23 protein-coding genes and 2 tRNA genes are annotated in these 25013 nt (G+C 71.4%); 21 read left to right on the plus strand and 4 right to left on the minus strand.

All coding sequences use genetic code 11. The annotated features are described in order from the left end of the window. Positions 1 to 826 precede the first annotated feature (826 nt). The 11 genes from dnaN to MMF93_RS16760 all read left to right on the plus strand — a co-directional run bounded on the left by dnaN (position 827) and on the right by MMF93_RS16760 (position 12858). Positions 827 to 1957: a DNA polymerase III subunit beta gene (gene dnaN, locus MMF93_RS16710; protein WP_114016800.1), complete on the plus strand. Its 1131-nt coding sequence runs from the start codon at positions 827 to 829 to the stop codon at positions 1955 to 1957. Positions 1958 to 2245: 288 nt separating this feature from the next. Beyond that, positions 2246 to 3184: a phosphogluconate dehydrogenase (NAD(+)-dependent, decarboxylating) gene (gene gnd, locus MMF93_RS16715; protein ID WP_242752404.1), complete on the plus strand. Its 939-nt coding sequence runs from the start codon at positions 2246 to 2248 to the stop codon at positions 3182 to 3184. A gap of 10 nt (positions 3185 to 3194) precedes the next feature. Continuing rightward, entirely contained in the window at positions 3195 to 4361 is a 1167-nt protein-coding gene (recF, locus tag MMF93_RS16720; RefSeq protein WP_242752408.1) for a DNA replication/repair protein RecF, read from the plus strand. Then, the gene (locus tag MMF93_RS16725; protein WP_423835454.1) at positions 4358 to 4939 is read left to right on the plus strand and encodes a DciA family protein; all 582 of its coding nucleotides are present in this window, start codon (positions 4358 to 4360) and stop codon (positions 4937 to 4939) included. The genes recF and MMF93_RS16725 overlap by 4 nt, the downstream gene beginning before the upstream one ends. Before the next feature lie 353 nt (positions 4940 to 5292). Continuing rightward, positions 5293 to 7398 carry a DNA topoisomerase (ATP-hydrolyzing) subunit B gene (gene gyrB, locus MMF93_RS16730; protein WP_274709470.1) on the plus strand — a complete coding sequence of 702 codons (2106 nt, stop codon included), beginning with the start codon at positions 5293 to 5295 and terminating at the stop codon, positions 7396 to 7398. 77 nt (positions 7399 to 7475) lie between these two features. Further along, positions 7476 to 10091, plus strand: coding sequence for a DNA gyrase subunit A (gene gyrA, locus MMF93_RS16735; protein WP_242752411.1), 2616 nt, complete (start codon positions 7476 to 7478; stop codon positions 10089 to 10091). 43 nt (positions 10092 to 10134) lie between these two features. Then, entirely contained in the window at positions 10135 to 10701 is a 567-nt protein-coding gene (locus MMF93_RS16740) for a DUF3566 domain-containing protein (RefSeq protein ID WP_242752412.1), read from the plus strand. A gap of 72 nt (positions 10702 to 10773) precedes the next feature. After that, a tRNA-Ile gene (locus tag MMF93_RS16745) sits at positions 10774 to 10847 on the plus strand. Positions 10848 to 11032: 185 nt separating this feature from the next. Next, the gene (locus MMF93_RS16750) at positions 11033 to 11296 is read left to right on the plus strand and encodes a hypothetical protein (RefSeq protein WP_242752414.1); all 264 of its coding nucleotides are present in this window, start codon (positions 11033 to 11035) and stop codon (positions 11294 to 11296) included. A gap of 274 nt (positions 11297 to 11570) precedes the next feature. Then, a complete protein-coding gene (locus tag MMF93_RS16755; protein WP_242752416.1) occupies positions 11571 to 12620 on the plus strand; it encodes a YihY/virulence factor BrkB family protein in 1050 nt (349 codons plus the stop codon). Positions 12621 to 12723: 103 nt separating this feature from the next. Continuing rightward, the gene (locus MMF93_RS16760) at positions 12724 to 12858 is read left to right on the plus strand and encodes a DLW-39 family protein (RefSeq protein WP_220182642.1); all 135 of its coding nucleotides are present in this window, start codon (positions 12724 to 12726) and stop codon (positions 12856 to 12858) included. A 183-nt stretch (positions 12859 to 13041) separates the two neighbouring features. Here the strand turns inward: MMF93_RS16760 and MMF93_RS16765 are convergent, their stop codons facing one another. Beyond that, a complete protein-coding gene (locus tag MMF93_RS16765) occupies positions 13042 to 13593 on the minus strand; it encodes a helix-turn-helix domain-containing protein (RefSeq protein WP_114025557.1) in 552 nt (183 codons plus the stop codon). Positions 13594 to 13721: 128 nt separating this feature from the next. Between MMF93_RS16765 and MMF93_RS16770 the strand changes: the two genes are divergently transcribed. Further along, positions 13722 to 13794, plus strand: a tRNA-Ala gene (locus tag MMF93_RS16770). A gap of 100 nt (positions 13795 to 13894) precedes the next feature. Here MMF93_RS16770 and MMF93_RS16775 read toward each other — a convergent pair. Further along, positions 13895 to 15973, minus strand: coding sequence for an ATP-binding protein (locus MMF93_RS16775; protein WP_242752418.1), 2079 nt, complete (start codon positions 15971 to 15973; stop codon positions 13895 to 13897). A gap of 267 nt (positions 15974 to 16240) precedes the next feature. On the opposite strand from MMF93_RS16775, the gene MMF93_RS16780 reads away from it, so the two are divergent. Next, a complete protein-coding gene (locus tag MMF93_RS16780; protein ID WP_242752420.1) occupies positions 16241 to 16786 on the plus strand; it encodes an anti-sigma factor antagonist in 546 nt (181 codons plus the stop codon). 54 nt (positions 16787 to 16840) lie between these two features. Here MMF93_RS16780 and MMF93_RS16785 read toward each other — a convergent pair whose 3' ends face one another. After that, positions 16841 to 17575: a DUF5324 family protein gene (locus tag MMF93_RS16785; protein ID WP_242752421.1), complete on the minus strand. Its 735-nt coding sequence runs from the start codon at positions 17573 to 17575 to the stop codon at positions 16841 to 16843. Between the two features lie 201 nt (positions 17576 to 17776). On the opposite strand from MMF93_RS16785, the gene MMF93_RS16790 reads away from it, so the two are divergent. Together MMF93_RS16790 and MMF93_RS16795 are read left to right on the plus strand one after the other, a co-directional pair. Next, complete coding sequence (locus MMF93_RS16790; RefSeq protein ID WP_242752422.1) at positions 17777 to 18304, plus strand: peptidylprolyl isomerase; 528 nt, start codon at positions 17777 to 17779, stop codon at positions 18302 to 18304. Positions 18305 to 18440: 136 nt separating this feature from the next. Continuing rightward, positions 18441 to 19334, plus strand: a complete 894-nt coding sequence (locus tag MMF93_RS16795) for a rhomboid family intramembrane serine protease (RefSeq protein WP_242757612.1) — start codon at positions 18441 to 18443, stop codon at positions 19332 to 19334. Positions 19335 to 19542: 208 nt separating this feature from the next. On the opposite strand, the gene crgA is transcribed toward MMF93_RS16795, so the two are convergent. Further along, the gene (crgA, locus tag MMF93_RS16800) at positions 19543 to 19803 is read right to left on the minus strand and encodes a cell division protein CrgA (protein ID WP_242752424.1); all 261 of its coding nucleotides are present in this window, start codon (positions 19801 to 19803) and stop codon (positions 19543 to 19545) included. A 111-nt stretch (positions 19804 to 19914) separates the two neighbouring features. Here crgA and MMF93_RS16805 point away from each other — a divergent pair, with 111 nt between their 5' ends. From MMF93_RS16805 to MMF93_RS16830, 6 genes are all read left to right on the plus strand, one after another. Then, a complete protein-coding gene (locus MMF93_RS16805; RefSeq protein ID WP_242752426.1) occupies positions 19915 to 20643 on the plus strand; it encodes a DUF881 domain-containing protein in 729 nt (242 codons plus the stop codon). Between the two features lie 28 nt (positions 20644 to 20671). Then, a complete protein-coding gene (locus MMF93_RS16810; protein WP_242752428.1) occupies positions 20672 to 21469 on the plus strand; it encodes a class E sortase in 798 nt (265 codons plus the stop codon). 88 nt (positions 21470 to 21557) lie between these two features. Then, positions 21558 to 21758 carry a hypothetical protein gene (locus MMF93_RS16815; RefSeq protein WP_242752430.1) on the plus strand — a complete coding sequence of 67 codons (201 nt, stop codon included), beginning with the start codon at positions 21558 to 21560 and terminating at the stop codon, positions 21756 to 21758. Then, complete coding sequence (locus tag MMF93_RS16820; RefSeq protein WP_242752445.1) at positions 21755 to 22489, plus strand: aminodeoxychorismate/anthranilate synthase component II; 735 nt, start codon at positions 21755 to 21757, stop codon at positions 22487 to 22489. Before MMF93_RS16815 ends, MMF93_RS16820 begins: the two co-directional genes overlap by 4 nt. Continuing rightward, positions 22486 to 23979 (plus strand): class E sortase, encoded by a 1494-nt coding sequence (locus MMF93_RS16825; RefSeq protein ID WP_242752446.1) that lies wholly within the window; start codon positions 22486 to 22488, stop codon positions 23977 to 23979. Before MMF93_RS16820 ends, MMF93_RS16825 begins: the two co-directional genes overlap by 4 nt. 352 nt (positions 23980 to 24331) lie before the next feature. Continuing rightward, complete coding sequence (locus MMF93_RS16830; protein WP_242757613.1) at positions 24332 to 24991, plus strand: class E sortase; 660 nt, start codon at positions 24332 to 24334, stop codon at positions 24989 to 24991. Positions 24992 to 25013: the final 22 nt, after the last annotated feature.

Consider the following 25013-nt stretch of genomic DNA (forward strand, 5'->3'; position numbering starts at 1 on the left):
GACCAGCTCACGACCAGCTCACGGACGGCTCGCGGACGGCTGACGAGCGGCGCGCAGGCACACAGGGCCCCCGGGGAGTTCTCCCCGGGGGCCCTTCGCTGTTCGATTCGCGGGGTGTTGAGGGGCTCGGTCCACAGTTGTGGCCGGTTCACCGCGTCCACACCCTGGGGACCCTCGCCGTTGTCCCAAGGGCGTCCACAACCGGCCCCGTGGGAGAGTATTCGCCGAGGTCATCCCCCTGTGTATTTGTGGGCGGCCGCTGTCCACAGCTGTGGAGGGCCGCACCGGTCGTCGGCGGCCCGGCGACTTGTCCACCGCCCGCCCACAGGATGAGGCCGCTTTTCCCCAGTGAACAGCCACTTCTCCACAGAACTGTCCACTGTTCGGCAACGCAACGCGCCCACTCACCGGTCCGAGTGAAAGCCGTCACATCGAGGCCGAGGATTGGGCTGTGGGAAAGGTGGGTAAATCTGTGGGCGCCGCTGTGGGGAAACCCCCTCTGCCTGTGGGCGGGTTGTGGGGAACTTTTCGGCGTCCACAGCGAAGGCCCCTTCATCCACGGGTCCACCCACAGGCGCGGTGGACAAAATTCCGGCTCTGAGCTGCGCAGACGGGCTTTTCCACGGTTTCCACAGCCCCTACTACTACGACGACACCTAGAGAGCCCCGGATTCGCTTCGAAGTGGGGGCTGTGCACAACTCGGCGCCTCGCGCCTCGGGCCGGTTCGGCTCGACTTGACCCGCACCCGCTCCCGCTGTCGGTCCTGTGCGTCAGACTGGTCCCCGGCAACAGCACGTAAGAAGGCAGCGCGGGAGGCGGCTGAAGGTGAAGATCCGGGTTGAACGGGATGTCCTCGCGGAGGCGGTGGCATGGACGGCCAAGAGCCTCCCCGCCCGACCGCCGGTGCCGGTGCTCGCGGGCCTGCTGCTGAAGGCGGACGACGGCGCGCTGAGCCTCTCCGGCTTCGACTACGAGGTGTCGGCGCGGGTCTCCGTCGAGGCCGAGGTCGAGGAGGAGGGCACGGTCCTGGTGTCGGGCCGGCTGCTGGCCGACATCTGCCGCGCGCTCCCCAACCGCCCGGTGGAGATCTCCACAGACGGTGTACGGGCGACCGTGGTCTGCGGCTCCTCGCGGTTCACCCTCCACACCCTGCCCGTGGAGGAGTATCCGGCGCTGCCGGAGATGCCGTCTGCCACCGGCACCGTCCCCGGTGAGGTCTTCGCCGCCGCTGCCCAGCAGGTGGCCATCGCGGCGGGGCGGGACGACACGCTGCCGGTGCTCACCGGTGTGCGCATCGAGATCGAGGGCGACACCGTCACGCTGGCCTCCACCGACCGCTACCGCTTCGCGGTCCGCGAGTTCCTGTGGAAGCCCGAGACGCCTGAGGCCTCAGCGGTGGCGCTGGTGCCGGCCAAGACGCTGCTGGACACCGCGAAGTCGCTCAGCGGTGGTGACAGCGTCACGCTGGCGCTCTCGGGGTCGGGTTCGGGCGAGGGCCTCATCGGTTTCGAGGGCGCCGGGCGGCGGACGACGACGCGGCTGCTGGAGGGCGACCTGCCCAAGTACCGCACGCTGTTCCCGACCGAGTTCAACTCGGTGGCCGTGATCGAGACGGCGCCGTTCGTGGAGGCCGTCAAGCGCGTGGCGCTGGTCGCGGAGCGCAACACTCCGGTGCGGCTGAGCTTCGAGCAGGGTGTGCTGACGCTGGAGGCCGGGTCGAGCGACGACGCACAGGCTGTGGAGCGCGTCGACGCCGATCTGGACGGTGACGACATCTCGATCGCCTTCAACCCCGGTTTCCTGCTGGAGGGCCTGAGCGCGATCGACTCGCCGGTGGCGCAGCTGTCGTTCACCACCTCGACCAAGCCGGCGCTGCTGAGCGGCCGTCCCGCCAAGGACGCGGAGGCCGACGAGGCGTACAAGTACCTGATCATGCCGGTGCGGCTGTCGGGCTGACGCCTCCGCCGCTGTCGGACCGGTGCCCCGGCCCGGTGCCTGGAACCGGGTGCCCGGCGGCGCCCGGCGCCGGTCCCGTCCGCCGCTGCCCGGCAGTGTCCGGCGGCCTCGTACGGTCCGCGGCATGGGTGCCGTTGTCGGCTCCGGTCGGCTCCGGTCGGCTTCCGCCGGATGACCGGCGGGCCGTCCCCGGCGCCGCCCTGCCCACAGCCTGTGGAGGCGTAGGGTCGAATGCGCACGAAACTGCGGTAACGCGAGATACGCGGGAAACACAGCTAAGGGGCAGTGATGGAGCTCGGTCTGGTCGGTCTCGGGAAGATGGGCGGGAACATGCGTGAGCGCATCCGCCGTGGGGGCCACACGGTCATCGGGTACGACCGGAATCCGGACATCGCGGACGTCGGCAGCCTCGAGGAGCTGGTGGGGTCGCTCAGCGGGCCGCGCGTGGTGTGGGTGATGGTGCCGTCGGGCGCGGCCACCCAGTCGACCGTCGACGAGCTGGCCGAGCTGCTCTCCCCCGGTGATCTGGTGGTCGACGGCGGGAACTCGCGCTGGACCGACGACGAGAAGCACGCCGAGGAGCTGAGGGCCAAGGGCATCGGCTTCGTCGACTGCGGCGTCTCGGGCGGCGTGTGGGGCCTGGAGAACGGCTACGCGCTGATGTACGGCGGCTCTGCCGAGGACGTGGCGAAGGTGCAGCCGGTCTTCGACGCGCTCAAGCCCGAGGGGGAGTTCGGCTCCGTCCACGCGGGCAAGGTCGGCGCTGGCCACTTCGCGAAGATGGTCCACAACGGCATCGAGTACGCGATGATGCAGTCCTTCGCCGAGGGCTGGGAGCTGCTGGAGGCGGCCGACTCGGTGACCGACGTGCGTGAGGTCTTCCGGTCCTGGCAGGAGGGCACGGTCATCCGCTCCTGGCTGCTGGACCTGGCGGTCAAGGCGCTGGACAGCGACGAGCACCTGGAGGCGCTGCGCGGCTACGCGGCCGACTCGGGCGAGGGCCGCTGGACGGTGGAGGCGGCGATCGACAACGCGGTGCCGCTGCCGGCGATCACCGCGTCGCTGTTCGCCCGTTTCTCCTCCCGCCAGGACGACTCCCCGCAGATGAAGATGATCGCCGCGCTGCGCAACCAGTTCGGCGGGCACGCGGTGACCGCGGCCGAGAAGGTGGGGGAGATGGGCGCCGACTCCCCGGGTGCCGACGTCACCCCGCCCACGGGGGGCTGACGGCGCACCGATGCACGTCAGGCATCTCTCGCTGGCCGATTTCCGGTCGTACGCCCGGGCCGAGGTCTCTCTCGGGCCGGGCGTGACCGCGTTTCTCGGGCCGAACGGCCAGGGGAAGACGAATCTCGTGGAGGCCGTGGGCTATCTGGCCACGCTGGGCAGTCACCGGGTCTCCTCGGACGCGCCGCTGGTGAGGCAGGGGGCCGAGCGTGCGGTCGTGCGGGCCCAGGTGCGGCAGGGCGAGCGGGAACAGCTGGTCGAGCTGGAGCTGAATCCGGGCCGGGCGAACCGGGCGCGGATCAACCGCTCCTCGCAGGTGCGGCCCCGCGATGTGCTGGGGGTTTTGCGGACGGTGCTGTTCGCGCCGGAGGATCTGGCGCTGGTCAAGGGCGATCCGGGTGAGCGGCGCCGGTTCGTGGACGAGCTGGTGGTGGCGCGGGCGCCGCGGATGGCGGGGGTGCGTGCGGACTACGAGCGGGTGCTCAAGCAGCGCAACAGTCTGCTGAAGTCGGCGGCGATGGCGCGGCGGCACGGGGGCCGCGGGGTGGATCTGTCGACGCTGGACGTGTGGGATCAGCATTTGGCGCGGGCGGGGGCGCAGTTGCTGGCGCAGCGGCTGGATCTGCTGGCGGTGCTGGGTCCGCTGGCGGACAAGGCGTACGAGGCGCTGGCTCCCGGGGGCGGTCCGGTGGCGTTCGCGTACCGGGGTCCGGTGGCGGAGGGGGCGTCGGGGGCTGAGGCGCTTTCCGACGGTGGCGGTGCGGCGTCCGGTGGGCGGGCCGAGGAGCTGTACGGGGCGCTGCTGGGGGCGCTGGGTGAGGCGCGCAAGCAGGAGATCGAGCGCGGGGTGACGCTGGTGGGTCCGCACCGGGATGAGGTGCTGTTGCGGCTGGGTGAGCTGCCGGCGAAGGGGTACGCGAGCCATGGCGAGTCGTGGTCGTACGCGTTGGCGCTGCGGCTGGCCGCCTATGAGCTGCTCAAGAGCGAGGGGCACGAGCCGGTGCTGGTCTTGGACGACGTCTTCGCCGAGCTGGACGCGCGGCGCCGTGAGCGGCTGGCCCAGCTGGTGGCCCCGGCGGAGCAGGTGCTGGTGACGGCCGCGGTGCCCGAGGACGTTCCGGAGGTTTTGCGGGGGGCGCGGTTCGCGGTGGCGGACGGGGAGGTGAACGCGCTGTGAGCTCTGGTGCGACGGCGGGGGGCGGGCCCGGTCCGTCCGGCGGGCCGGAGGGGCCTGCCGAGGGGAGGGAGCCGCAGCCGAGCAGTGGTGTGGATCTGGCGCGGGTGGCGTTGCGGGCCGCCAAGGAGCAGGCGCGGGCGCGGGGGGCGGAGGCGCAGCAGCGCCGGCAGGCGAGGCGGGGTGGCGGTCTGCGGTCGGGGGCGCGTCGGGACGGGCGTGATCCGTTGCCGTTGGGTGCGGCTGTCAGCAGGCTGATCGCGGAGCGGGGGTGGGAGACTCCGGCGGCGGTCGGCGGGGTGATGGGGCGCTGGCCGCAGTTGGTGGGGCCGCAGGTGGCGCAGCACTGTGAGCCGCAGCGGTACGACGAGGAGGAGCGGACCTTGTCGGTGCGGTGCGATTCGACGGCGTGGGCGACGCAGCTGCGGCTGCTGGCGCCGCGGCTGGTGGCGCGGCTGAACGAGGATCTGGGGCAGGGCACCGTAAGGATGATCAAGGTGCGGGGTCCGGAGGCGCCGCGCAGGGGGTACGGGCCGCTGCGGGCTCCGGGCAGCAGGGGGCCGGGAGACACCTACGGGTGAGGTCGGCCGGTGGCGCCTGCGGGTGGGGCCCGGGTGACGGCTGCGGGGTTTTCGGACCCCTGACCGAGGGGGTTTCGGGTGGGTTCGTGGGGGTTTTCCGCGGGGTCGTCGCGGTGTGTGCGCGCTTCGGGACAGCCGGAGACCGGCCGAAGCGCTCAGCGCCACTGTGAAGCTCTTCGCCCCCCTCTCCAGATATGGGGAGTCGACGGACGCCAGTTCAGGGCGGCACATGCCAACTCAGGCACCGGCAAACCCCCACTCACATCTGAGTCACCGGTACACTGGGGGACTACCGCACCGTTGCGGAACATGTCGAACGACGCAGCCGCTCCGCATTGCCCTGGAGACGGCCTGTGCTGTGCCAGAAAGGGCGCTTCGTGGCCGATTCCGGCGATCTCAACGAGAACGAGCAGACGACTCCGCCGCAGCCCGCGGAGGTATCCCCCGAGCACGGCGGTGACCCCGCACCGGACCCCGCGGGCGGCGCCGCGGCGCCGCCGGTCGGCACGGCTGACCCGGCGGCGTACGACGCGAGCGCGATCACCGTCCTGGAGGGCCTGGACGCGGTCCGCAAGCGCCCCGGTATGTACATCGGGTCGACGGGTGAGCGTGGTCTTCATCACCTCGTGCAGGAGGTGGTCGACAACTCCGTGGACGAGGCGCTGGCCGGCCACGCGGACACCATCGACGTGGTGCTGCTGGCCGACGGCGGGGTCCGGGTGACCGACAACGGGCGCGGTATCCCGGTGGGCATCGTCCCCTCGGAGGGCAAGCCGGCCGTCGAGGTCGTGATGACGGTGCTGCACGCGGGCGGCAAGTTCGGCGGCGGCGGGTACGCGGTCTCCGGCGGTCTGCACGGCGTGGGCGTCTCCGTCGTCAACGCGCTGTCGACGAAGGTCGCCGTCGAGGTGCGGACCGAGGGGTTCCGCTGGACCCAGGACTACAAGCTGGGCACGCCCACGGCGCCGCTGTCGAAGAACGAGGCCACGGACGAGACCGGCACGGTCGTCACGTTCTGGGCGGACGGTGACATCTTCGACACCACCGAGTACTCGTTCGAGACGCTGGCCCGCCGCTTCCAGGAGATGGCCTTCCTCAACAAGGGTCTGACCATCACCCTGACCGACGAGCGCGAGGGCCACGTCGACGAGGAGGGCAGCCCGAACGCGGTCCGCTACCACTACGAGGGCGGCATCGCGGACTTCGTGCGCTACCTCAACTCCCGCAAGGGGGAGCTGGTCCACGACACGGTGATCGACTTCGAGGCCGAGGACAGCGAGCGGATGCTGTCGGTCGAGGTCGCCATGCAGTGGAACAACCAGTACAGCGAAGGGGTCTACTCCTTCGCCAACACGATCCACACGCACGAGGGCGGCACCCACGAGGAGGGCTTCCGCGCCGCGCTGACGGGCCTGATCAACCGGTACGCGCGCGACCGCAAGCTGCTGCGCGAGAAGGACGACAACCTCACGGGTGAGGACATCCGCGAGGGTCTGACCGCGATCATCTCCGTCAAGCTGGGCGAGCCCCAGTTCGAGGGCCAGACGAAGACGAAGCTGGGCAACACGGAGGCCAAGACCTTCGTCCAGCGGATCGTCCACGAGTACCTGACGGACTGGCTGGACCGTAACCCGAACGAGGCCGCGGACATCATCCGCAAGGGCATCCAGGCGGCCACCGCGCGGGTCGCGGCCCGCAAGGCGCGCGACCTGACGCGGCGCAAGGGGCTGCTGGAGACGGCGTCGCTGCCGGGCAAGCTCTCGGACTGCCAGTCCAACGACCCGGCCAAGTGCGAGATCTTCATCGTCGAGGGCGACTCGGCGGGCGGCTCGGCCAAGTCGGGCCGCGACCCGGAGTACCAGGCGATCCTGCCGATCCGCGGCAAGATCCTGAACGTGGAGAAGGCCAGGATCGACAAGGTCCTGCAGAACGCCGAGGTGCAGGCGCTGATCTCGGCGTTCGGCACGGGGGTGCACGAGGACTTCGACATCGAGAAGCTCCGCTACCACAAGATCATTCTGATGGCGGACGCCGACGTCGACGGCCAGCACATCAACACCCTGCTGCTGACCCTGCTCTTCCGCTTCATGCGGCCGCTGGTGGAGTCCGGGCACGTGTTCTTGTCCCAGCCCCCGCTCTACAAGATCAAGTGGAGCCGGGACGAGTACCAGTACGCCTACTCCGACCCCGAGCGCGACAGCCTCATCCAGCTCGGCCGCGAGCAGGGCAAGCGCATCAAGGACGACTCGGTGCAGCGCTTCAAGGGTCTGGGCGAGATGAACGCGGACGAGCTGCGCGTCACGACCATGGACATCGAGCACCGCGTCCTGCGCCAGGTCACGCTGGACGACGCGGCCGCCGCCGACGACCTGTTCTCCATCCTCATGGGCGAGGACGTCGAGGCCCGCCGTTCGTTCATCCAGCGAAACGCCAAGGACGTCCGCTTCCTGGACATCTGACGTCGGCCCACCCCGGCCCCACGCGCGCCGGGGTGCCCGAAGCGCGCCGCACACAGAGAAGGACTTGATCTTCAGACATGGCCGACGAGACCCCCACCACCCCTGACGAGCCCACGCCCGAGAACGCGCCCGCGCCCGACAGCGCGCTCGTGGACACCGAGGCGGGCGCCCGCGTCGAGCCCGTCGCCCTCGAGACGGAGATGCAGCGCTCCTACCTCGACTACGCGATGAGCGTGATCGTGAGCCGTGCGCTGCCCGACATCCGCGACGGCCTCAAGCCGGTGCACCGCCGGGTGCTGTACGCGATGTACGACGGCGGGTACCGCCCCGAGAAGGGCTTCTACAAGTGCGCCCGCGTCGTCGGCGACGTCATGGGCACCTACCACCCGCACGGCGACACCTCGATCTACGACGCGCTGGTGCGCCTCGCGCAGCCGTGGTCGATGCGGATGCCGCTGGTGGACTCCAACGGCAACTTCGGCTCGCCGGGCAACGACCCGGCCGCGGCCATGCGGTACACCGAGTGCAAGATGGCGCCGCTGGCCATGGAGATGCTCCGGGACATCGACGAGGAGACCGTCGACTTCCAGGACAACTACGACGGCCGCAACCAGGAGCCGACGGTCCTGCCGGCGCGCTTCCCCAACCTGCTGGTCAACGGCTCCGCCGGGATCGCGGTCGGCATGGCGACCAACATCCCGCCGCACAACCTGCGCGAGGTCGCCGCCGGTGCCCAGTGGTATCTGGACCACCCGGAAGCCTCCAACGAGGAGCTGCTGGAAGCGCTCATCGAGCGGATCAAGGGCCCCGACTTCCCCAGCGGGGCGCTCGTGGTCGGCCGCAAGGGCATCGAGGAGGCGTACCGCACCGGGCGCGGCTCGATCACCATGCGGGCCGTGGTGGAGGTCGAGGAGATCCAGGGCCGCCAGTGCCTGGTCGTGACCGAGCTGCCCTACCAGGTCAACCCGGACAACCTGGCGCTGAAGATCGCCGACCTGGTCAAGGAGGGCCGGATCGGCGGTATCGCCGACGTGCGCGACGAGACCTCCTCGCGCACCGGGCAGCGCCTCGTCATCGTCCTCAAGCGGGACGCGGTCGCCAAGGTCGTCCTCAACAACCTCTACAAGCACACCGATCTGCAGACCAACTTCGGCGCCAACATGCTGGCCCTGGTCGAGGGCGTGCCGCGCACGCTGTCGCTGGACGCCTTCATCCGGCACTGGGTCGCCCACCAGATCGACGTCATCGTGCGCCGCACCCGCTTCCGGCTGCGCAAGGCCGAGGAGCGGGCCCACATCCTGCGCGGTCTGCTCAAGGCGCTGGACGCCATCGACGAGGTCATCGCGCTGATCCGGCGCAGCCAGACCGTCGAGGACGCGCGCGGCGGCCTGATGGACCTGCTGACGATCGACGAGATCCAGGCCAACGCGATCCTGGAGATGCAGCTGCGCCGGCTCGCGGCCCTGGAGCGGCAGAAGATCACGGCCGAGCACGACGAGCTCCAGGCGAAGATCAACGAGTACAACGCGATCCTGGCCTCGCCCGAGCGGCAGCGGCAGATCATCGGCGAGGAGCTGCGCCAGATCGTCGACAAGTTCGGCGACGACCGGCGCAGCCAGCTGATCCCCTTCGAGGGCGACATGTCCATCGAGGACCTGATCGCCGAGGAGGACATCGTCGTCACGATCACCCGTGGCGGCTACGTCAAGCGCACCAAGACCGACGACTACCGCGCCCAGAAGCGCGGCGGCAAGGGCGTGCGGGGCACGAAGCTGAAGGAAGACGACATCGTCGACCACTTCTTCGTCTCCACCACCCACCACTGGCTGCTGTTCTTCACCAACAAGGGCCGCGTCTACCGGGCCAAGGCCTACGAGCTGCCGGACGCGGGACGCGAGGCACGCGGCCAGCACGTGGCCAACCTGCTGGCCTTCCAGCCCGACGAGCAGATCGCCGAGATCCTGGCCATCCGCGACTACGAGGCCGTCCCCTACCTGGTGCTGGCCACCAAGTCGGGGCTGGTGAAGAAGACCCCGCTCAAGGACTACGACTCGCCCCGCTCCGGCGGCGTCATCGCCATCAACCTCCGGCAGATGGACGACGGCAGGGACGACGAGCTGATCGGCGCCGAACTGGTCTCGGCCGACGACGACCTGCTGCTGGTCAGCAAGAAGGCGCAGTCCATCCGCTTCACCGCGACCGACGAGTCGCTGCGCCCGATGGGCCGCGCCACCTCCGGCGTGAAGGGGATGAGTTTCCGCGAGGAGGACGAACTGCTCTCGATGAATGTCGTGCGGGCGGGTACGTTCGTCTTCACGGCCACCGATGGGGGGTACGCGAAGCGGACGAACGTGGACGACTACCGGGTCCAGGGCCGCGGCGGTCTCGGCATCAAGGCCGCGAAGATCGTGGAGGACCGCGGCGAGCTCGTGGGGGCGCTGGTGGTCGAGGAGAGCGACGAGATCCTCGCCATCACCCTCGGCGGCGGTGTGATCCGCACGCGGGTCAGCGAGGTGCGGGAGACGGGCCGTGACACCATGGGCGTCCAACTGATCAACCTGGGCAAGAAGGACGCGGTCGTCGGCGTCGCACGCAACGCCGAAGCCGGTCGTGAGGCCGAGGAAGTGGAGGCCGCGGTGGGCGACCCCGAGGAGGGGGAGCCGCAGGACGCGCCCGGCTCCGAGGAAGACTAGTACCGACTAGGACGACCAGGACCACGAGGACGAGGAGCAGGGCGTGAGTGGTGCTCAGCCTCAGCCGAAGGCGCAACCGCAACCGCAGCCTCAGCCGCAGGCCAAGCCACCGTCCCCGACGCAGCCCGAGCAGCAGCCGCACCGGCCGCCCCAGGCCTACCCCTCCCCGCAGGAGGACAAGGCGACCGGGCAGTCCGGCACCGTGCGCAAGCCCCGTACCGGGGCCCGCACGGTGCCGCGGACGCGCAAGGCGCGGCTGCGGGTGGCCAAGGCCGACCCGTGGTCGGTGATGAAGGTCAGCTTCCTGCTGGCCGTGGCGCTGGGGCTGTGCACCGTGGTGGCGGTGGCCGTGCTGTGGATGGTGATGGACGCGATGGGCGTCTTCTCCACCCTCGGCGGCACTGTCAGCGAGGCCACCAGCGCCGACGGCAGCGGCGGCTTCGATCTGGAGACCTTCCTCTCGCTGCCCCGCGTCCTGGTCTTCACCTCGCTCATCGCGCTGATCAACGTGGTGCTGGCCACGGCCCTGGCCACCCTCGGTTCCTTCATCTACAACCTCTCCGCGGGGTTCGTCGGCGGTGTCGAGCTGACCCTCGCGGAGGACGAGTAGTCCCCCGTCGGGGCGGTAGGGAAACCGATTTGGGACCACGGCCCCGAGTGCGCTAATCTTTCGGTGCAGCGAGCGGCTATAGCTCAGACGGTTAGAGCGCTTCCCTGATAAGGAAGAGGCCCCAGGTTCAAGTCCTGGTAGCCGCACCGACGCAGCCGAAGGCCCGGTCCCCTCCACGGGGGCCGGGCCTTCGGCGTGTGTGCGTCTCCCCCGTCGCGTGGGCGCCCCCTGCCGTGCGCTCATCGGGTGGAAGGCGCGGGCAGCGGAGTATTCGGCGCCCGCTTCGGTCAGCCTTCCTCCACATGACCGTCCCGCCCGACCAGGAGAAGCCATGCGCATGCCGACCGCTGTGAGCGCCGCGGGAGCGGCCGCCGCCCTTGCTCTCGCCCTCGGGACGGCAGGCGCCGCCGTCGCCGCCGTGCCGGGCGCACACCCGGGCGGAGCCCCGGGCGGGAGCGTGTCCGACAACGACACCACGTCCGTGACCGAAGGCTCCTTCGGCGGACCCCTGGGTGCCCTCGCGGCCGACGCGGCCTCCCGCTACAGCGGGCCCTGGACGGGCTCCTCGCCGGACGGGCAGCGCTCCGCGCGGTGACGTTTGCCCCGCCGCCAGGCCTGGTACCGGTAGCCCGTCCTGGACGTCGGGGCACCGGCGTCTCCTCGGCGAGCGGAGTGCTGTGATGACCAGTCCCGAGCCCGAGCCGGAGCGGGAACCTGAGAACCCACCCAACAGCGGGCCGGCGAACGGGCCGGTGAACGGCTCGAAAGGCGCGCGGGGGGCCGGCCCGGCGAGCGGCGGTGGCCCTGCCGCCGGCGGCGGTGGCCCTGAGCGCGCGCCGGAGCGCGGGCGTGGGCCCGTGGACGAGCCCGTGTCCGGACCCGAGCCTGGGTCCGGGGCCGAGCCCGTGTCCGGGGCCGAGGCCGGGGCCCGGCCCGGGGAGGAGGCGCGGCGGGAGAAGACCTCGGGGCGGCGGCCCGAGGGCCCCGCCCACCAGCGGCGCGGCGGGCTGGGACAGACGCTGAAGCGGACGCTGACCGAGTTCAAGGAGGACAACCTCTCCGACTCGGCCGCCGCCCTCACCTACTACGCGGTCCTGTCGATCTTCCCCGCGCTGATCGCGCTGATCTCACTGGTCAGCCTCGTGATGAGCCCGAAGAAGATCGTCAGCACGCTGACCGACCTGGTCAGCTCGATCGGACCCGCCTCGGCCGTGGACACCTTCAAGAAGCCGATCGAGTCCATGGCGTCCGGCTCGGGAACCCCGACCATCCTGCTGATCGTCGGCGCCCTGGGCGCACTGTGGACGGCCTCCGGATACGTGGGGGCCTTCATCCGCGCCTCGAACGTGATCTACGAGGTCGAGGAGGGCCGCTCCTTCTTCACGCTGCGCCCCGTACAACTGGTGGTGACGCTGATCGCGGTGCTGCTCCAGGCGGCCGTACTGGTCGCCCTGGTGGTCAGCGGGCCGCTGGCCAAGAAGGCCGGAGACGCGCTGGGGGCCGGGGACGCGGCGGTCACGGCGTGGAACTGGGCCAAATGGCCGGTGATGGTGCTGGTCGTCATCCTGATCATCGCCGTGCTGTACTACGCCTCGCCCAACGCCAAGCTGCGCGGCTTCACCTCGGTGCTCCCCGGCGCCGTGCTGGCGCTGATCATCTGGCTGGTCGCGTCCGTGGGCTTCGCGTTCTACGTGGCCAACTTCGGGTCCTACAACAAGACCTACGGGGCGCTCGGCGGGATCGTCGTCTTCCTGGTGTGGCTGTGGCTGACCAACCTGGCCATCCTGCTGGGCGCGGAGTTCAACGCGGAGCGGGAACGCGGCAGGCAGCTCGCCGAGGGCGTGCCGGGCGCCGAGCGGGAGCTCCAGCTCCAGGAGCGTTCCCGCACCAAACGGAAGAAGCGTTCGCGCACGGCCTGACGGCGCGCCGGGATCCGGCCGGGCCGACCCCTTTGTCCGTCGGGGCCGTTGGGTATCATCGGCCGCCAGGAAGTCGAATGTCTATGAAGGACGAGGTAGCGCGGTGAAGAAGCTGATCCTGGTCGCACTGGCCGCAGTCGGCGGTCTCCTCGTGTACCGCCAGATCCAGGCGGACCGCGCCGAGCAGGACCTGTGGACGGAGGCGACCGACTCCGTGCCCGCGGGTTCGGGTGTGTGAGCCCGGCCGACAGCGAACGCCAGACGAGTTTCAGCAGGCCCTGACCGCCCCGAGCGGTCAGGGCCTTCGTCGTGCCCGGACGGACAGGCCCGGCCGCCCGGCGCGCCGGACGGACAGGCGGGGCGGGCCGCCCCGGAAGGCGGCCCAGGGGGTTGCGGGGCGCGGGGAGGCGCGCGGATCCGCTCAGTTCTGGTGCGCCTCGTAGTGCTTGACGGCGTCCGAGGTGCGGCCCGCGCCGTAGACCCGCAGGAACTCGGCCAGTTCCGGATGCGAGGGTGCCAGCGCGTTCGAGGCGTCGATGATGTCGGCGGCGTCCGAGACCGAGCGCAGCAGGGCCTGGATCTCCCGTACGACGCGCTTGACGGGGGTCTGCGAGCCGCCGGAGGGGGCCGCCTGCGAGGCGTTGTGCAGCACGCTGCCGCCCGCCGTACGCCGGATCTCGTCCATCCGCCCCGTCGCGTCGGCGGCGCTCACGTCGCCGCGCGCGACCTCGGCGGCCAGCTCCTGGAGGGCTTGCACGCGCTGGACGACGGCCGGGTTGCCGATCTTTGCGCGCTGCCCGCTCATGAGCTGCGAAAGCATAGGCGCGGACAGTCCGAGCACCGTCGCGAGGCGTGCCTGGTTGAGGCCGAGGTCGTCGATCAGCCGGCGGAAGAGAGTCCCCAACGGCTCGCCGTACCACTGACTCTGGAGCTCGCGCGCCTTGGCCGTCGCGTCTTGTGCTGCTGCGTCCATGAGGTCTCCCCTGGGCTCCCCTGTGTCACTTCGCTCGCGCGAACTTGCCGTGCATCCTACGGACGGCGACGGGTGCGGGCGATACCCGGTCGGAAGGAGTGCGCGGGAGCGCGTATCCTGGTGCGGACGGGGCCATAGCTCAGTTGGTAGAGCGCTGTCTTTGCATGGCAGATGTCAGGGGTTCGACTCCCCTTGGCTCCACGTCGACAAGCTCCCCCGACCTGCGGCAACGCGGTCGGGGGAGCTTTTTTCGGGGTTGCGCCCGGTGCCTTCCGCTGGGGGTTCCGGCGGTGCGGCCCGTTCACAGGTGCGGTGCGGGCTCCGGCGTGGTCGCCCAGGTCACCACGTGGTCGCGGTCGGCCAGCAGTGCGCGCTCGAACAGCGCGGCGTACTCCGTCGGGCCCAGGCGTGTGCGGGCCGCCGCCTGCCCCCGCTCCCGCAGTGGCGCGACCTCGGGGGTGCCGCGCTGGTGGTGGCCGACGATCTCCCAGTGCTGTGCGCTGGCGCCGTAGGCGAGGGCCGCGTGCCGCGGGGCGCCGCGTTCCGCCCAGGAGGCGGCCAGCAGTTCCAGGCCGAGCGCGATGCCGAAGCGGTCGCCGAGACGGCGCTTGGCGTCCAGCATGTCCCGTGCGTGCGTCGTCGCCTCGTCCGCCCTGCCCTCGAACAGGGCGACCAGTGCCAGTTGGTAGTCGGTGTAGGAGCGGGTCCAGAACTCCCCCGTGCGCACGCACGCGCGGCGCAGCGTCTCGGCCGTCTCGCGCGCTTCCTTCAGCCGTCCCGCGCCGGTGAACGCGAAGACCCGCACCAGGCGGCAGAGGGTGGTGCCGAAACCGGACGCCTCGCCTGCCGTGGCGCCGCGCAGCGCCTCGTCGGCCCCCGCGAGGGCGGCCAGGGGGTGTCCGGTCAGCAGGGCGGCGAGTCCGTCCAGGTAGGCGGCCTGGCGTACGCCCTCGGCGTCGTCGCCCGCGCGGGCCGACTCCCTGCTGAGGGCGGCGTACTTGCGTCCCGTCGCGTGATCGCCCTGGAGGACGTGCGCCAGTCCGAGCGACCACAGGCCCCGGGTCCGCCGCGGCCCCGGGCGGCCGGTGGCGGCGAGCGCGAGCTGCAGGAAGTGGTCGGTCTCGTACAGGTGGCCGCAGCACACCCAGAAGAACGCCACGTTCCCGGCCAGCTCCAGTGCCGCGTCCGGGTCGGCGCCCAGCAGGTACCGCAGGGCCTCGCGGATGTCGTGGTAGAGGCCCTCCAGCCGCGCGTACCAGCTCTGCTGGCGGGAACTGAGCCACTCGTCGCGGGCCAGCCGGGACAGCTCCAGGACCACCCGGGCGTGCCGGGCGGCGAGGTGTTCCTCCTCGCCCAGTTCCCGCAGCCACATCCGGCCGTACTCGCGGATGGTGTCCAGCAGCCGGTGGCGGCCGTCACCGCCCCGGGTGACGACGGACTTGTTGACCAGCCCCGCCAGGCAGGAGCGCAGCTCCTCGGGGTGCAGCGGGCCGCCGGCGCACACCTGCTCGGCGAAGGCCGCGTCGAAGCCGCCGGGGAAGGCGGCCAGCCGGGCCCACAGCAGGCGTTCGGTGGGGCGGCACAGCTCGTGGCTCCAGCCGACCGCGGTGCGCACCGCGCCGTGCCGCGCGGGTCGGCCCGGCGCGGGGACGTCGGGAGGGGGCGGGGTGGGGGCTCCGGCGGCGGTGCGCGGGGCGTGGGGGAGGTCGAGGCCGGAGCGGACCCGGGTGGTGATCTCGGCGAGGCCGTGGTGGCGCAGTTGGGCCGCGGCCAGCTCCAGGGCCAGCGGAACGCCCTCCAGGCGGGCGCACAGGCCTGCCGCGAGGCGCTGCTGGGCGTCGTCCCGTACGGGGGCGCCGACCGCCTCGGCGCGCTGGGCGAACAGCGTCACCGCGTCGGTCGCGGTCTCCAGCGGCGGCACGGTGAGGACCGTCTCCGCGGCCACACCCAGGGCTTCCCTGCTGGTGGTCAGCACCCGCATCCGGGGGCAGTCCGCCAGTAACCGCTCGATCAGGTGACGGCACTGGGGGACGAGGTGTTCACACGAGTCGAGGATCAGCAGCACGGGCCGCTCCGCCACCCAGGCGCACAGCGCGTCCAGCGGCATCCGCGAGGTGTGGTCGGAGAGGCCGAGCGCGTCGGCGACGGTGGCGGCGAGCAGTTCGTCCCCGGGCAGCGGCCACAGGTCGGCCCAGTAGATGCCGCCGTCCGCCTCGGGGGTGCGGGCCGAGGCCGCCCGCAGGGCCAGCCGGGATTTGCCGACCCCGGCGCCGCCCACCAGGGTCACCAGCCGCCGCCGCCCGAGTGCGTCGCGCACCCGCGCCAGTTCGCCCACCCTGCCGACGAACGACGTTGTCTCCTCAGGGATGTTCTTCCGCACGGCTTCAAGTGTTCCCCCGATGCGCGGTCCTGGCGGCCACTTCGCGGTTTTCCGGGGGTGAACCACCGCGCCGCACGGGACTTGCCGAAGTGCTCTGCGGTCAACTCGCAAGCGGTTTACGCTTATTCCACTCGATCGGGTGATGGTGTGGGGGTGGCGCAGCGCCACCCCCAGGGACGCTGCCTATGCTTACGGGCCGATTTCCCGGACTCCTACGGTCAGATTTCCCGGACTCCTACGGTCACAAGGTCATACGCGAGGGCACCGATGGCACCGCACAGGGACGAGAGCGCCCGCACGCTGACATCCGCGGCGGGGGAAGAGCCCCCCGGCGGCACCGTGCGCTCCCGTGCCGGTGCGGACCGGACCGTGGTGGAGCTGAGCGGGGAGATCGACCTGGCCGTCGTCCTGGCCACCACGCCGCAGCTCTACGCCCTCACCGCGGCGCCCGCCCGCCGCCTCGTCGCCGACCTGCGGCCCGTGACGTTCATCGACTGCAGCGGGCTCGCCCTCCTGGTGGACATCCGCTCCCGGGTACTCGCGGGCGGCGGCACCTTCACCCTCGTGTGCGCGGACGCACGCGTGCTGCGGCTGCTGCGCATCACCGGGCTGGCCGACGTCCTGGCACCGGTGCCCACGCTCCCCGGCGAGACGGCCGAAGGCGTCCCCGGGGCCGAGGGGGCCGAGGGGGCCGACGGCGTACCCCCACAGGCAGGGGCCGACCGCGCCCGGTCCCCGCAACAGGAGGCGGGCGGCGTCCTGGCCGGCGAGGGCGCGGACGGCGCCTCACACGCCCAGGGGCGGGAGACCTGACCAGGTCTCCCGCCCCTTCCGCTGGGCAGCCACCCTCGCGGGCCGGCACCGCGGCTACTTCTCCTTGCGCTCCTCGGCCTCGGCGTCGTCCTGCTTGGCCCGCACCTCGGGGTCGAGATCGGCGTCACCGCCGGCGGCCCCCGAGCCGTTCACACTGGTGAGCGGCGCCCGGTCGCTGACCTCGGTGGCGGCCGGCGGCTCGACCAGCCAGTCCGGGTTCGCCTGCCGGTCCCACCAGCGCCAGGCCGCGTACGCGCCGCCCGCCACCAGGCCGACCAGCCCCGCACGCCAGACGAAGCGGCCGGTGCGGGACCTGCGACGGCGCCGGCGCGAGAGCTTCTCGATCTCCTCGGCCGTCACCTGGCCGCGCAGCGCGGCCACCGCGGCGGCGCCGCGCGCCGCCGCCTCCTCACGGGCCGGCGCGGTGGCGGTGCGCACGTCCGCCACCGCGTTCTCGATGCGCGGGCCCGCGTAGTCGGCCGCCTGGCGAGCCGCCTTCCTGGTGCGCTTGGCGGCCCGGCCCGCGGCCTTGTCGACGTCGGCGGGGAGGGCGTCCCACGCCTGCGCGACCCGGGGTCCCACGTAGCTCTCGTAGCCTTCGCGTGCGGTGTGGCGTGCCTGTTCGGCGGCCTTGGCGACCTTGGGCCCCAGCCGCGCGCTCGCCTCCTGTGCGTAACGTGCGGCGGTGTCCTTGGCCTGGCCGGCGTGGGGCTTCACCACCTCCGCTGCGTGGCGCACGTTCTCCTTGGCGGTGCCGGTCGCGGCGCGCACGCTTTCCTTGGCGGTCACGGTTCCTCCTCTTCGGTGGCTCATGACGTGGGGCAGTCTCTCCGAAAACGGAGGACAGGAAGTCGTTTTTCCACCCCTTTCGAAGATCATGCCTGGCAGACCGCTACCGGGTACCCCCGAGTGGGCATCCGGGTCAGCCGACCTTCTCAAGCGTCCGTGGGAGGATCGGGGGAGTCAACGCAGACAGATGGAAGGTAGATCGTGGCCGAGCAGCTCCACGCCACCCTGAAGACCAACCAAGGCGACATCCGGATCCAGCTCTTCCCGGACCACGCCCCCAAGACGGTCAAGAACTTCGTCGAGCTCGCCGAGGGCTCGCGCGAGTGGACGCACCCCGCGACGGGTGCCAAGAGCACCGACCGGCTGTACGACGGCACGGTCTTCCACCGTGTCATCAGCGGCTTCATGATCCAGGGCGGTGACCCGCTGGGCAACGGCACCGGAGGCCCTGGCTACGAGTTCGGGGACGAGATCCACCCCGACCTCGCCTTCACCAAGCCCTACCTGCTGGCGATGGCCAACGCGGGCCCCGGCACCAACGGCTCGCAGTTCTTCGTCACTCTCGCGCCCACCACGTGGCTGACGGGCAAGCACACCATCTTCGGTGAGGTCACCGACGAGGCGAGCAAGAAGGTCGTCGACGCCATCGGCGGCGCCCAGACCAACCCGCGTACCGACCGCCCCGTCAACGACATGGTGATCGAGTCCGTCGTGATCGAGCGCCAGTAGGCGCGCGAGCGGACGCGAGCAGACGCGAGCGCAGGAACCGTACGCCCCACCCGTCCGTACTCAGGGCGGGTGGGGTCGTGCGTGGGGGAGACTTGGAGGGGTGAGCGTGGCGCAGGAAGGACAGCCCGGGGGCGGGATGGGGCCGGGCGGCGGTTTCGGCGGCCAGGGCGGGCAGCAGGGCCCCAAGCACTGTTACCGGCACACCGATCGGGAGACCGGTATCTCGTGCACGCGCTGCGAGCGGCCGATCTGCCCCGAGTGCATGGTGCCGGCCTCCGTGGGGTTCCAGTGCCCCGAGTGCGTCAGATCGGGTGCGGGCACCGGGCACGCGCCGGGCGCGAACCGGCCGCGGACGGTGGCGGGCGGCCGGGTGACGGCGGATCCCCGGCTGGTCACCAAGGTGCTCCTCGGCCTCAATGTGGCGGTCTTCATCGCCGTGCAGGCGGTCGGCAACCGGCTGCTGGACCGGCTGCTGCTGTTCGGGCAGGCGGTCACGGAGCCGTACGGGCCGCTGGAGGGCGTGGCCGAGGGCCAGTGGTGGCGGCTGCTGACCTCGATGTTCCTGCACCAGGAGATCTGGCACATCCTCATGAACATGCTGGGCCTGTGGTTCCTGGGCCCGCCGCTGGAGGCGGCGCTGGGCCGGGTGCGGTTCGTGGGCCTGTACCTGCTCTCCGGGCTCGGCGGCGGCGCGGTCACCTTCCTGCTCGCGTCACCGCAGCAGGCCTCGCTGGGCGCCTCCGGTGCGATCTTCGGCCTGTTCGGGGCGACGGCCGTGCTGATGCGGCGGCTGCGCTACGACATGCGGCCCATCCTGATCCTGCTGGCGATCAACCTGGTCTTCACCTTCACCTGGCAGAACATCGCCTGGGAGGCCCACGTCGGCGGCCTGGTGACGGGCCTGGTACTGGCCTACGCGATGGTGCACGCACCCCGCGAGAAGCGGGCGCTGGTGCAGTACGGGACGGCGGCGCTGCTGCTCGCGGCGATCGTGGTGCTGCTCGTGGTGCGTACCCTCCAGCTCAGCTGAGCCCCGGGTTTTCCACAGCGTGTACGGGATCTTGTGCACGGTGTGGTGCGCCCGCCCGAGATTCGCTCAGGCGTACGTTTCCCTTGGGGTTACTGGCCGAACGGGCCTTCGTACGCCATGCGTCCGGTCACATCGGCGTCAACGCCCTGAAAGTTATCCACAGATCTTGTGAGTTATCCAAGGCTGTGGATCAGCTTGTGGATAACTTTCATTTCCACTGGGTGGAGACGACGAAGCCCGTCGCGATGAAGCCGAAGCCGACCACGATGTTCCAGTTCCCGAGCGCCTCGATGGGCAGCGAACTGCTCGTGACGTAGAACACGACGATCCAGGCGAGTCCGATCCCGAACATCGCCAGCATCAGCGGAGCCACCCAACGGCGCCCACCACCGCGCAGATCGATGTTGGTGGCCTTCTTCTCCGGCGGGGGCGTGAAGTCCGCTTTCTTTCGGATACGTGACTTCGGCACGAGAGACTCTCCTGTCGATGCGCTGCTGACCGCCGCACGGCCCACGGGGACGGTGGTCCGTTAGCGTAGTGCTTTCCCAGGGCGGAGGGAGACAAGGGTACGGTGACCAGAATGCATCTCCGACCTGCCCGGCTGGCCGCCATAGGCGTCTTCGCCCTCGCAGGCCTCATCTTCTGGGTCAGTTTCAACACCGCGCAAGGCACCAACCTGCGCAGCGACTCCTCGATGCTACGGCTCAGCGACCTCATCCAGGAACGCAGCAGACAGAACACCGAACTCGACAGCCAGGCCGCCTCCCTGCGCCGTCAGGTCGACAACCTCGCCCGCCGTGACGACGGCAGCACCGAGGGTCAGGATCGCGAGCTGTCGGACCTGGAGAAGGGCGCGGGCCTGACGAAGCAGAAGGGCGAAGGGCTGACCGTCACCCTCGACGACGCCCCCACCAACGCCACCGCCAAGGTCCCCGGGCTTCCCGACCCCGAGCCCAACGACCTGGTCATCCACCAGCAGGACCTCCAGGCCGTCGTCAACGCCCTGTGGAAGGGCGGCGCCAAGGGCATCAAGGTGATGGACCAGCGGCTGATCTCCACCAGCGCCGTGCGCTGCGTCGGCAACACCCTCATCCTCCAGGGGCGCGTCTACTCCCCGCCCTACACCGTCAGCGCCGTCGGGGACCGCGACGAGCTGCAGCAGGCCCTCCACTCCGCGCCCGCCATCCAGAACTACCTCGAATACGTCGACGCCTACGGCCTCGGCTGGAAAGTCGACGAGCACAAGGCGATGACTCTTCCGGGCTACTCCGGCACAGTGGATCTCCAGCAGGCCCGGCCAGTGGACTGACCACGCCGAGGGTGGGGAGTGAGGCGGGATGGCGTTACGCGCCCTCGTACGGACCCTGAGTGAGACATGCATCACCATCGGCCTCGTGATCGTGCTCTTCGTCGTCTACCTCCTCTACTGGACGGGGCTGCGCGCCGAGCACGCCTCGGACGACGAGATCGCCCGGCTCCACAAGCAGTGGGCCCAGGGCCCCACCGGCAGCGCCCCGGCGCACGAGGGCACCGCGGGCGGCACCCGGGAGGGCGGCCACGACGGCGGCGCCCCGGGCGGCGCCGACGAGCTGGCGGGCGACGGCGGCGCCGGCGAGGCCGACTCCGCGGCCCCGGGCCACCGCGCCGGCGCGTCCTTCGCCGTCATGTACATCCCCCGGTTCGGCGGCGACTGGTCCAAGCCCGTGCTGGAGAACACCGCAACGGCCACCCTGCGCAGGGGCCTCGGCCACTACACCGGCACCGCGGACCCCGGAGACAAGGGCAACTTCGCCGTCGCCGGACACCGCCGCACCTACGGCGACCCCTTCAAGGACTTCCCCCGGCTGCGCCCCGGCGATCCCGTCGTCGTCAACGACGGCGACACCTGGTACACGTACACGATCACCGCGCGGCCCTACCGCACGCTGCCCGGCGACACCGGCGTCCTGAAGGCCGTGCCGGAACCCGTCGACGAGGCCGCCACCCCCTTCCGGCGGTCCGGCCGCTACCTCACCCTCACCACCTGCGACCCGGAATGGGGCTCAAGCCACCGGCTGATCGCCTGGGGACGGCTGGACGCCACCCGGCCCACCGCCGAGGGAAAGCCGGACGCGCTCACCCGCGAAGCCCGCTGAAGCCGTACCCTGGCGCCGTTACTCTGGGGTGGGCCGGAAGGCACGCGTGCCCGAGGCGGCGCGGGAGGAGAGAGGACGGCATCGCGGGATGTACGGCTGGATCTGGCGGCATCTGCCCGGCAACGTGTACGTGCGCATACTCATTTCGACCGTGCTGGTGGTCGGCGTCGTCTTCCTGCTCTTCCAGTACGTCTTCCCGTGGGCGGAGCCCATGCTGCCGTTCAACGACGTGACCGTCGACGGCGCCGCCGAGCCGCTGGGAACCCCGCTCGCCGGAGGTGCCGCGTGAGCGCCCGCATCCTCGTCGTCGACAACTACGACAGCTTCGTCTACAACCTCGTGCAGTACCTCTACCAACTCGGAGCCACCTGCGAGGTCGTCCGCAACGACGAGATCGAGCCCCGGCACGCCGTGGGCCCCTCCGCCGCCCGGGGCGGCGAGGAGGGCGGCTTCGACGGTGTCCTCCTCTCCCCCGGCCCCGGCGCCCCCGAGGACGCCGGCGTCTGCATCGGCATGGTGCGGCACTGCGCCGAACGCGGCCTTCCCGTCTTCGGCGTCTGCCTGGGCATGCAGGCCATGGCCGTCGCCTACGGCGGCGTCGTCGAGAGGGCCCCCGAACTCCTGCACGGCAAGACCTCGGCGGTCTCCCACGCGGACACGGGCGTCTTCACCGGCCTCCCCTCCCCCTTCACCGCCACCCGTTACCACTCGCTGGCCGTACGCCCCGGCACGGTGCCCGACGCGCTGGAGGTCACCGCGTGGACGGCCCCCGGCGGCGAAGCCGTCGACGGAGCCGGACTGGTGATGGGGCTGCGCCACCGCGAACTGCCCGTCGAGGGGGTCCAGTTCCACCCCGAGTCGGTCCTCACCGAAGGGGGCCACCGCATGCTCGCCAACTGGCTGGTGCGGTGCGGCGACACCGGCGCCGTGGAGCGCTCGGCACAGCTGGGGGCACCTCCCGGACGAAGTCTGGGGGAAGGGGTGCCCAGGGCCGTCGGTCTGGGGACGGTCACCGGGTGACGACCGGCCACGGCGAGGGTGCGCGGGGCGCGGGGAGCGCCGAGGGCACCCAGGACGCCGGGGGAGGGCACGGTACGGCGTACGACCCGTACCGTGCGGCCATCGACGCCCTCGACGACCCGCTCAACGACCCGCTGCCGGCCCCGAGACCCCCGGCGGGGGGTCACGCGCCCGAGCCCGCCCCGGAGCCTGTGGCGGAACAGCCCGAGCCCGAGCCCGCAACGGGGGCCGAGGCGGGGCTGTACGGCGCGGTCAGCGGCCGGGACGAGGCGTCGTGGTGGTTCGCCCCGGGACCGGGCGAGCCCGGCGCTGACCCGCATCTCGGCGGCGGACAGCCGCCGTCGCGGCCGCGGCCGCGGCCGCAACCGCCCTCCCAGCCCGGGCCGCCTTCCCAGCCCGGGCCGCCCTCCCAGCCCGGGTCTGGGCGGCAGCCGCTGTCGGGGCCGCCGCAGCCGGATGCCTACGGCCCCGCGGCGCACGGCGGGCCGCCCGCGCCGCCGCCCGGCACGTACGCCCACGCGCCCCACGGCGGCGCCCTCCGCGGCGGGCCCGCGCCGGACGCGGCTTCCGCCCCGCCTCCCGCCCCTGCGGCGCCGGTTGCGCCTGCGGGGCGCGGGCGACCCGCGCCGCGCAGGCCGGACGTGCCGGAGGAGAGACGGGAGGAGGCGCGGGAGGAGGGGCCCAGCACGCTCGGGCTGCGGGCGCCCCGGCGCGAGGGCGGCGGTCCGCCGCGTACCGAACGTCCGCCCGGGCCCTCGCGGTTGGAGGCCCGCAGGGCGGCGCGGGCGCTGAAGCCGGGGCCCGGGATCATCGCCAGCCGCGCCATCGGCGAGGCCTTCATCACCTGCGGCGTGCTGATGATGCTCTTCGTGGTGTACCAGGTGTGGTGGAGCAACGTCCGCGCCAACCAGCAGGCGGGCGGCGCGACCGACAAGCTGCACGAGCAGTGGGACAAGCACCAGCCGGGCAAGGGCGTCGATCCCGAGCGGAAGCCGGGCGCCTTCGAACCCGGTGAGGGCTTCGCCGTCATCCACATCCCGCGGATCGACGTCACCGCCCCCATCGCGCAGGGCGTCTCCAAGACGAAGGTGCTCGACAAGGGCATGGTCGGCCACTACGCCACCGAGCCGTTGAAGACGGCCATGCCGTGGGACCGCAAGGGCAACTTCGCGCTCGCCGGGCACCGCAACACCCATGGCGAGCCGTTCCGTTACATCAACCGGCTGGAGCCCGGCGACGTGGTCGTGGTCGAGACGCAGTCGAAGTACTACACGTACAAGGTCACGCGGCAACTCCCCTCCACGTCCCCGTCCGACACGGGCGTGATCGACCCGGTTCCGCCCAAGTCGGGCTTCCAGGAGCCCGGTCGGTACGTCACCCTGACCACCTGCACCCCGGAGTTCACCTCGAAGTACCGTCTGATCGTCTGGGGCAAAATGGTGGACGAGCGTCCGCGCAGCAAGGGCAAGCCGGACGCGCTCGTCGACTGACACCGGCGGGTGGGGCCCGGCGGAACGACCGGCAACGAGGCGGCGGAGCGGTGGAGGCGGCACAGTGAGCGAGCGCGAGCGGGAGTCCGCGGAGAAGGCCGCGGACCGGGGGGAGCCCGCACAGGCGCCTCAGGAGGACCCCGAGACGCCGGATGAGCTGGAGACTCCCGAGGGGCCGGGCGAGCAGAAGGATGCCGAGGGGCCGGGTGAGCAGGTAAGCCCCGAGGCGTCGGGTGAGCCCGAGGATTCCGGGGTGTCGGACGAGCTCGGGAATTCCGCGGCGTCGGATGAGCGGGAGGGTTCCGGGGCGTCGGGTGAGGGGGCGGCCGGTGGGCCGGTCCGGCGGGGGCGGGTGGCCGTCGCCGTCGGTGTCTTCGGCGAGCTGCTCATCACCGCGGGGCTCGTGCTCGCCCTGTTCGTCGTCTACTCGCTGTGGTGGACCAACGTCCTCGCCGACCGGCAGGCCAAGAAGGAGAGCGACCGGGTGCGGGAGCACTGGGCCGCCGACCGCGGGCCCGGCGACCTCGACACCAGGGACGGCATCGGTTTCCTGCACGTACCGTCGATGTCGGAGAAGGACATCCTGGTCAAGAAGGGCACCGACCCCAAGGAGCTCAACCAGGGCATCGCGGGCTACTACACCAAGCCCGTCACGTCGGCCCTCCCCCAGGACCAGTCGGGCAACTTCTCCCTCGCCGCGCACCGCGACGGGCACGGGGCGAAGTTCCACGACATCGACAAGATAGACAAGGGCGACGCGATCGTCTTCGAGACGAAGAACACCTGGTACGTCTACAAGGTGTTCGAGACGCTGCCGCAGACCTCGAAGTACAACGTCGACGTGCTCGACGCCGTTCCGAAGGGCTCGGGCAAGAAGGAGCGCGGCCGCTACATCACCCTGACGACCTGCACGCCCGTCTACACCTCGAAGTACCGCTACATCGTCTGGGGCGAGCTCGTGCGCACCCAGGACGTCGACGAGGACCGCACGGCCCCCGCGGAGCTTCGCTGACCGCGGGTGGGGGGCTGGTGCC

The organism is Streptomyces tubbatahanensis, assembly GCF_022699385.1.
In the GTDB taxonomy this organism is placed as follows: Bacteria; Actinomycetota; Actinomycetes; order Streptomycetales; family Streptomycetaceae; genus Streptomyces; species Streptomyces diacarni.

Bases quoted from the DNA above. Each gene is read 5' to 3' on its own strand.
- gnd (WP_242752404.1), top strand. From the start codon at position 2,246: ATGGAGCTCGGTCTGGTCGGTCTCGGGAAGATGGGCGGGAACATGCGT.
- recF (WP_242752408.1), top strand. From the start codon at position 3,195: ATGCACGTCAGGCATCTCTCGCTGGCCGATTTCCGGTCGTACGCCCGG.
- gyrA (WP_242752411.1), top strand. From the start codon at position 7,476: ATGGCCGACGAGACCCCCACCACCCCTGACGAGCCCACGCCCGAGAAC.
- MMF93_RS16750 (WP_242752414.1), top strand. From the start codon at position 11,033: ATGCGCATGCCGACCGCTGTGAGCGCCGCGGGAGCGGCCGCCGCCCTT.
- MMF93_RS16765 (WP_114025557.1), bottom strand. From the start codon at position 13,593: ATGGACGCAGCAGCACAAGACGCGACGGCCAAGGCGCGCGAGCTCCAG.
- MMF93_RS16780 (WP_242752420.1), top strand. From the start codon at position 16,241: ATGGCACCGCACAGGGACGAGAGCGCCCGCACGCTGACATCCGCGGCG.
- MMF93_RS16795 (WP_242757612.1), top strand. From the start codon at position 18,441: ATGGGGCCGGGCGGCGGTTTCGGCGGCCAGGGCGGGCAGCAGGGCCCC.
- MMF93_RS16805 (WP_242752426.1), top strand. From the start codon at position 19,915: ATGCATCTCCGACCTGCCCGGCTGGCCGCCATAGGCGTCTTCGCCCTC.
- MMF93_RS16810 (WP_242752428.1), top strand. From the start codon at position 20,672: ATGGCGTTACGCGCCCTCGTACGGACCCTGAGTGAGACATGCATCACC.
- MMF93_RS16815 (WP_242752430.1), top strand. From the start codon at position 21,558: ATGTACGGCTGGATCTGGCGGCATCTGCCCGGCAACGTGTACGTGCGC.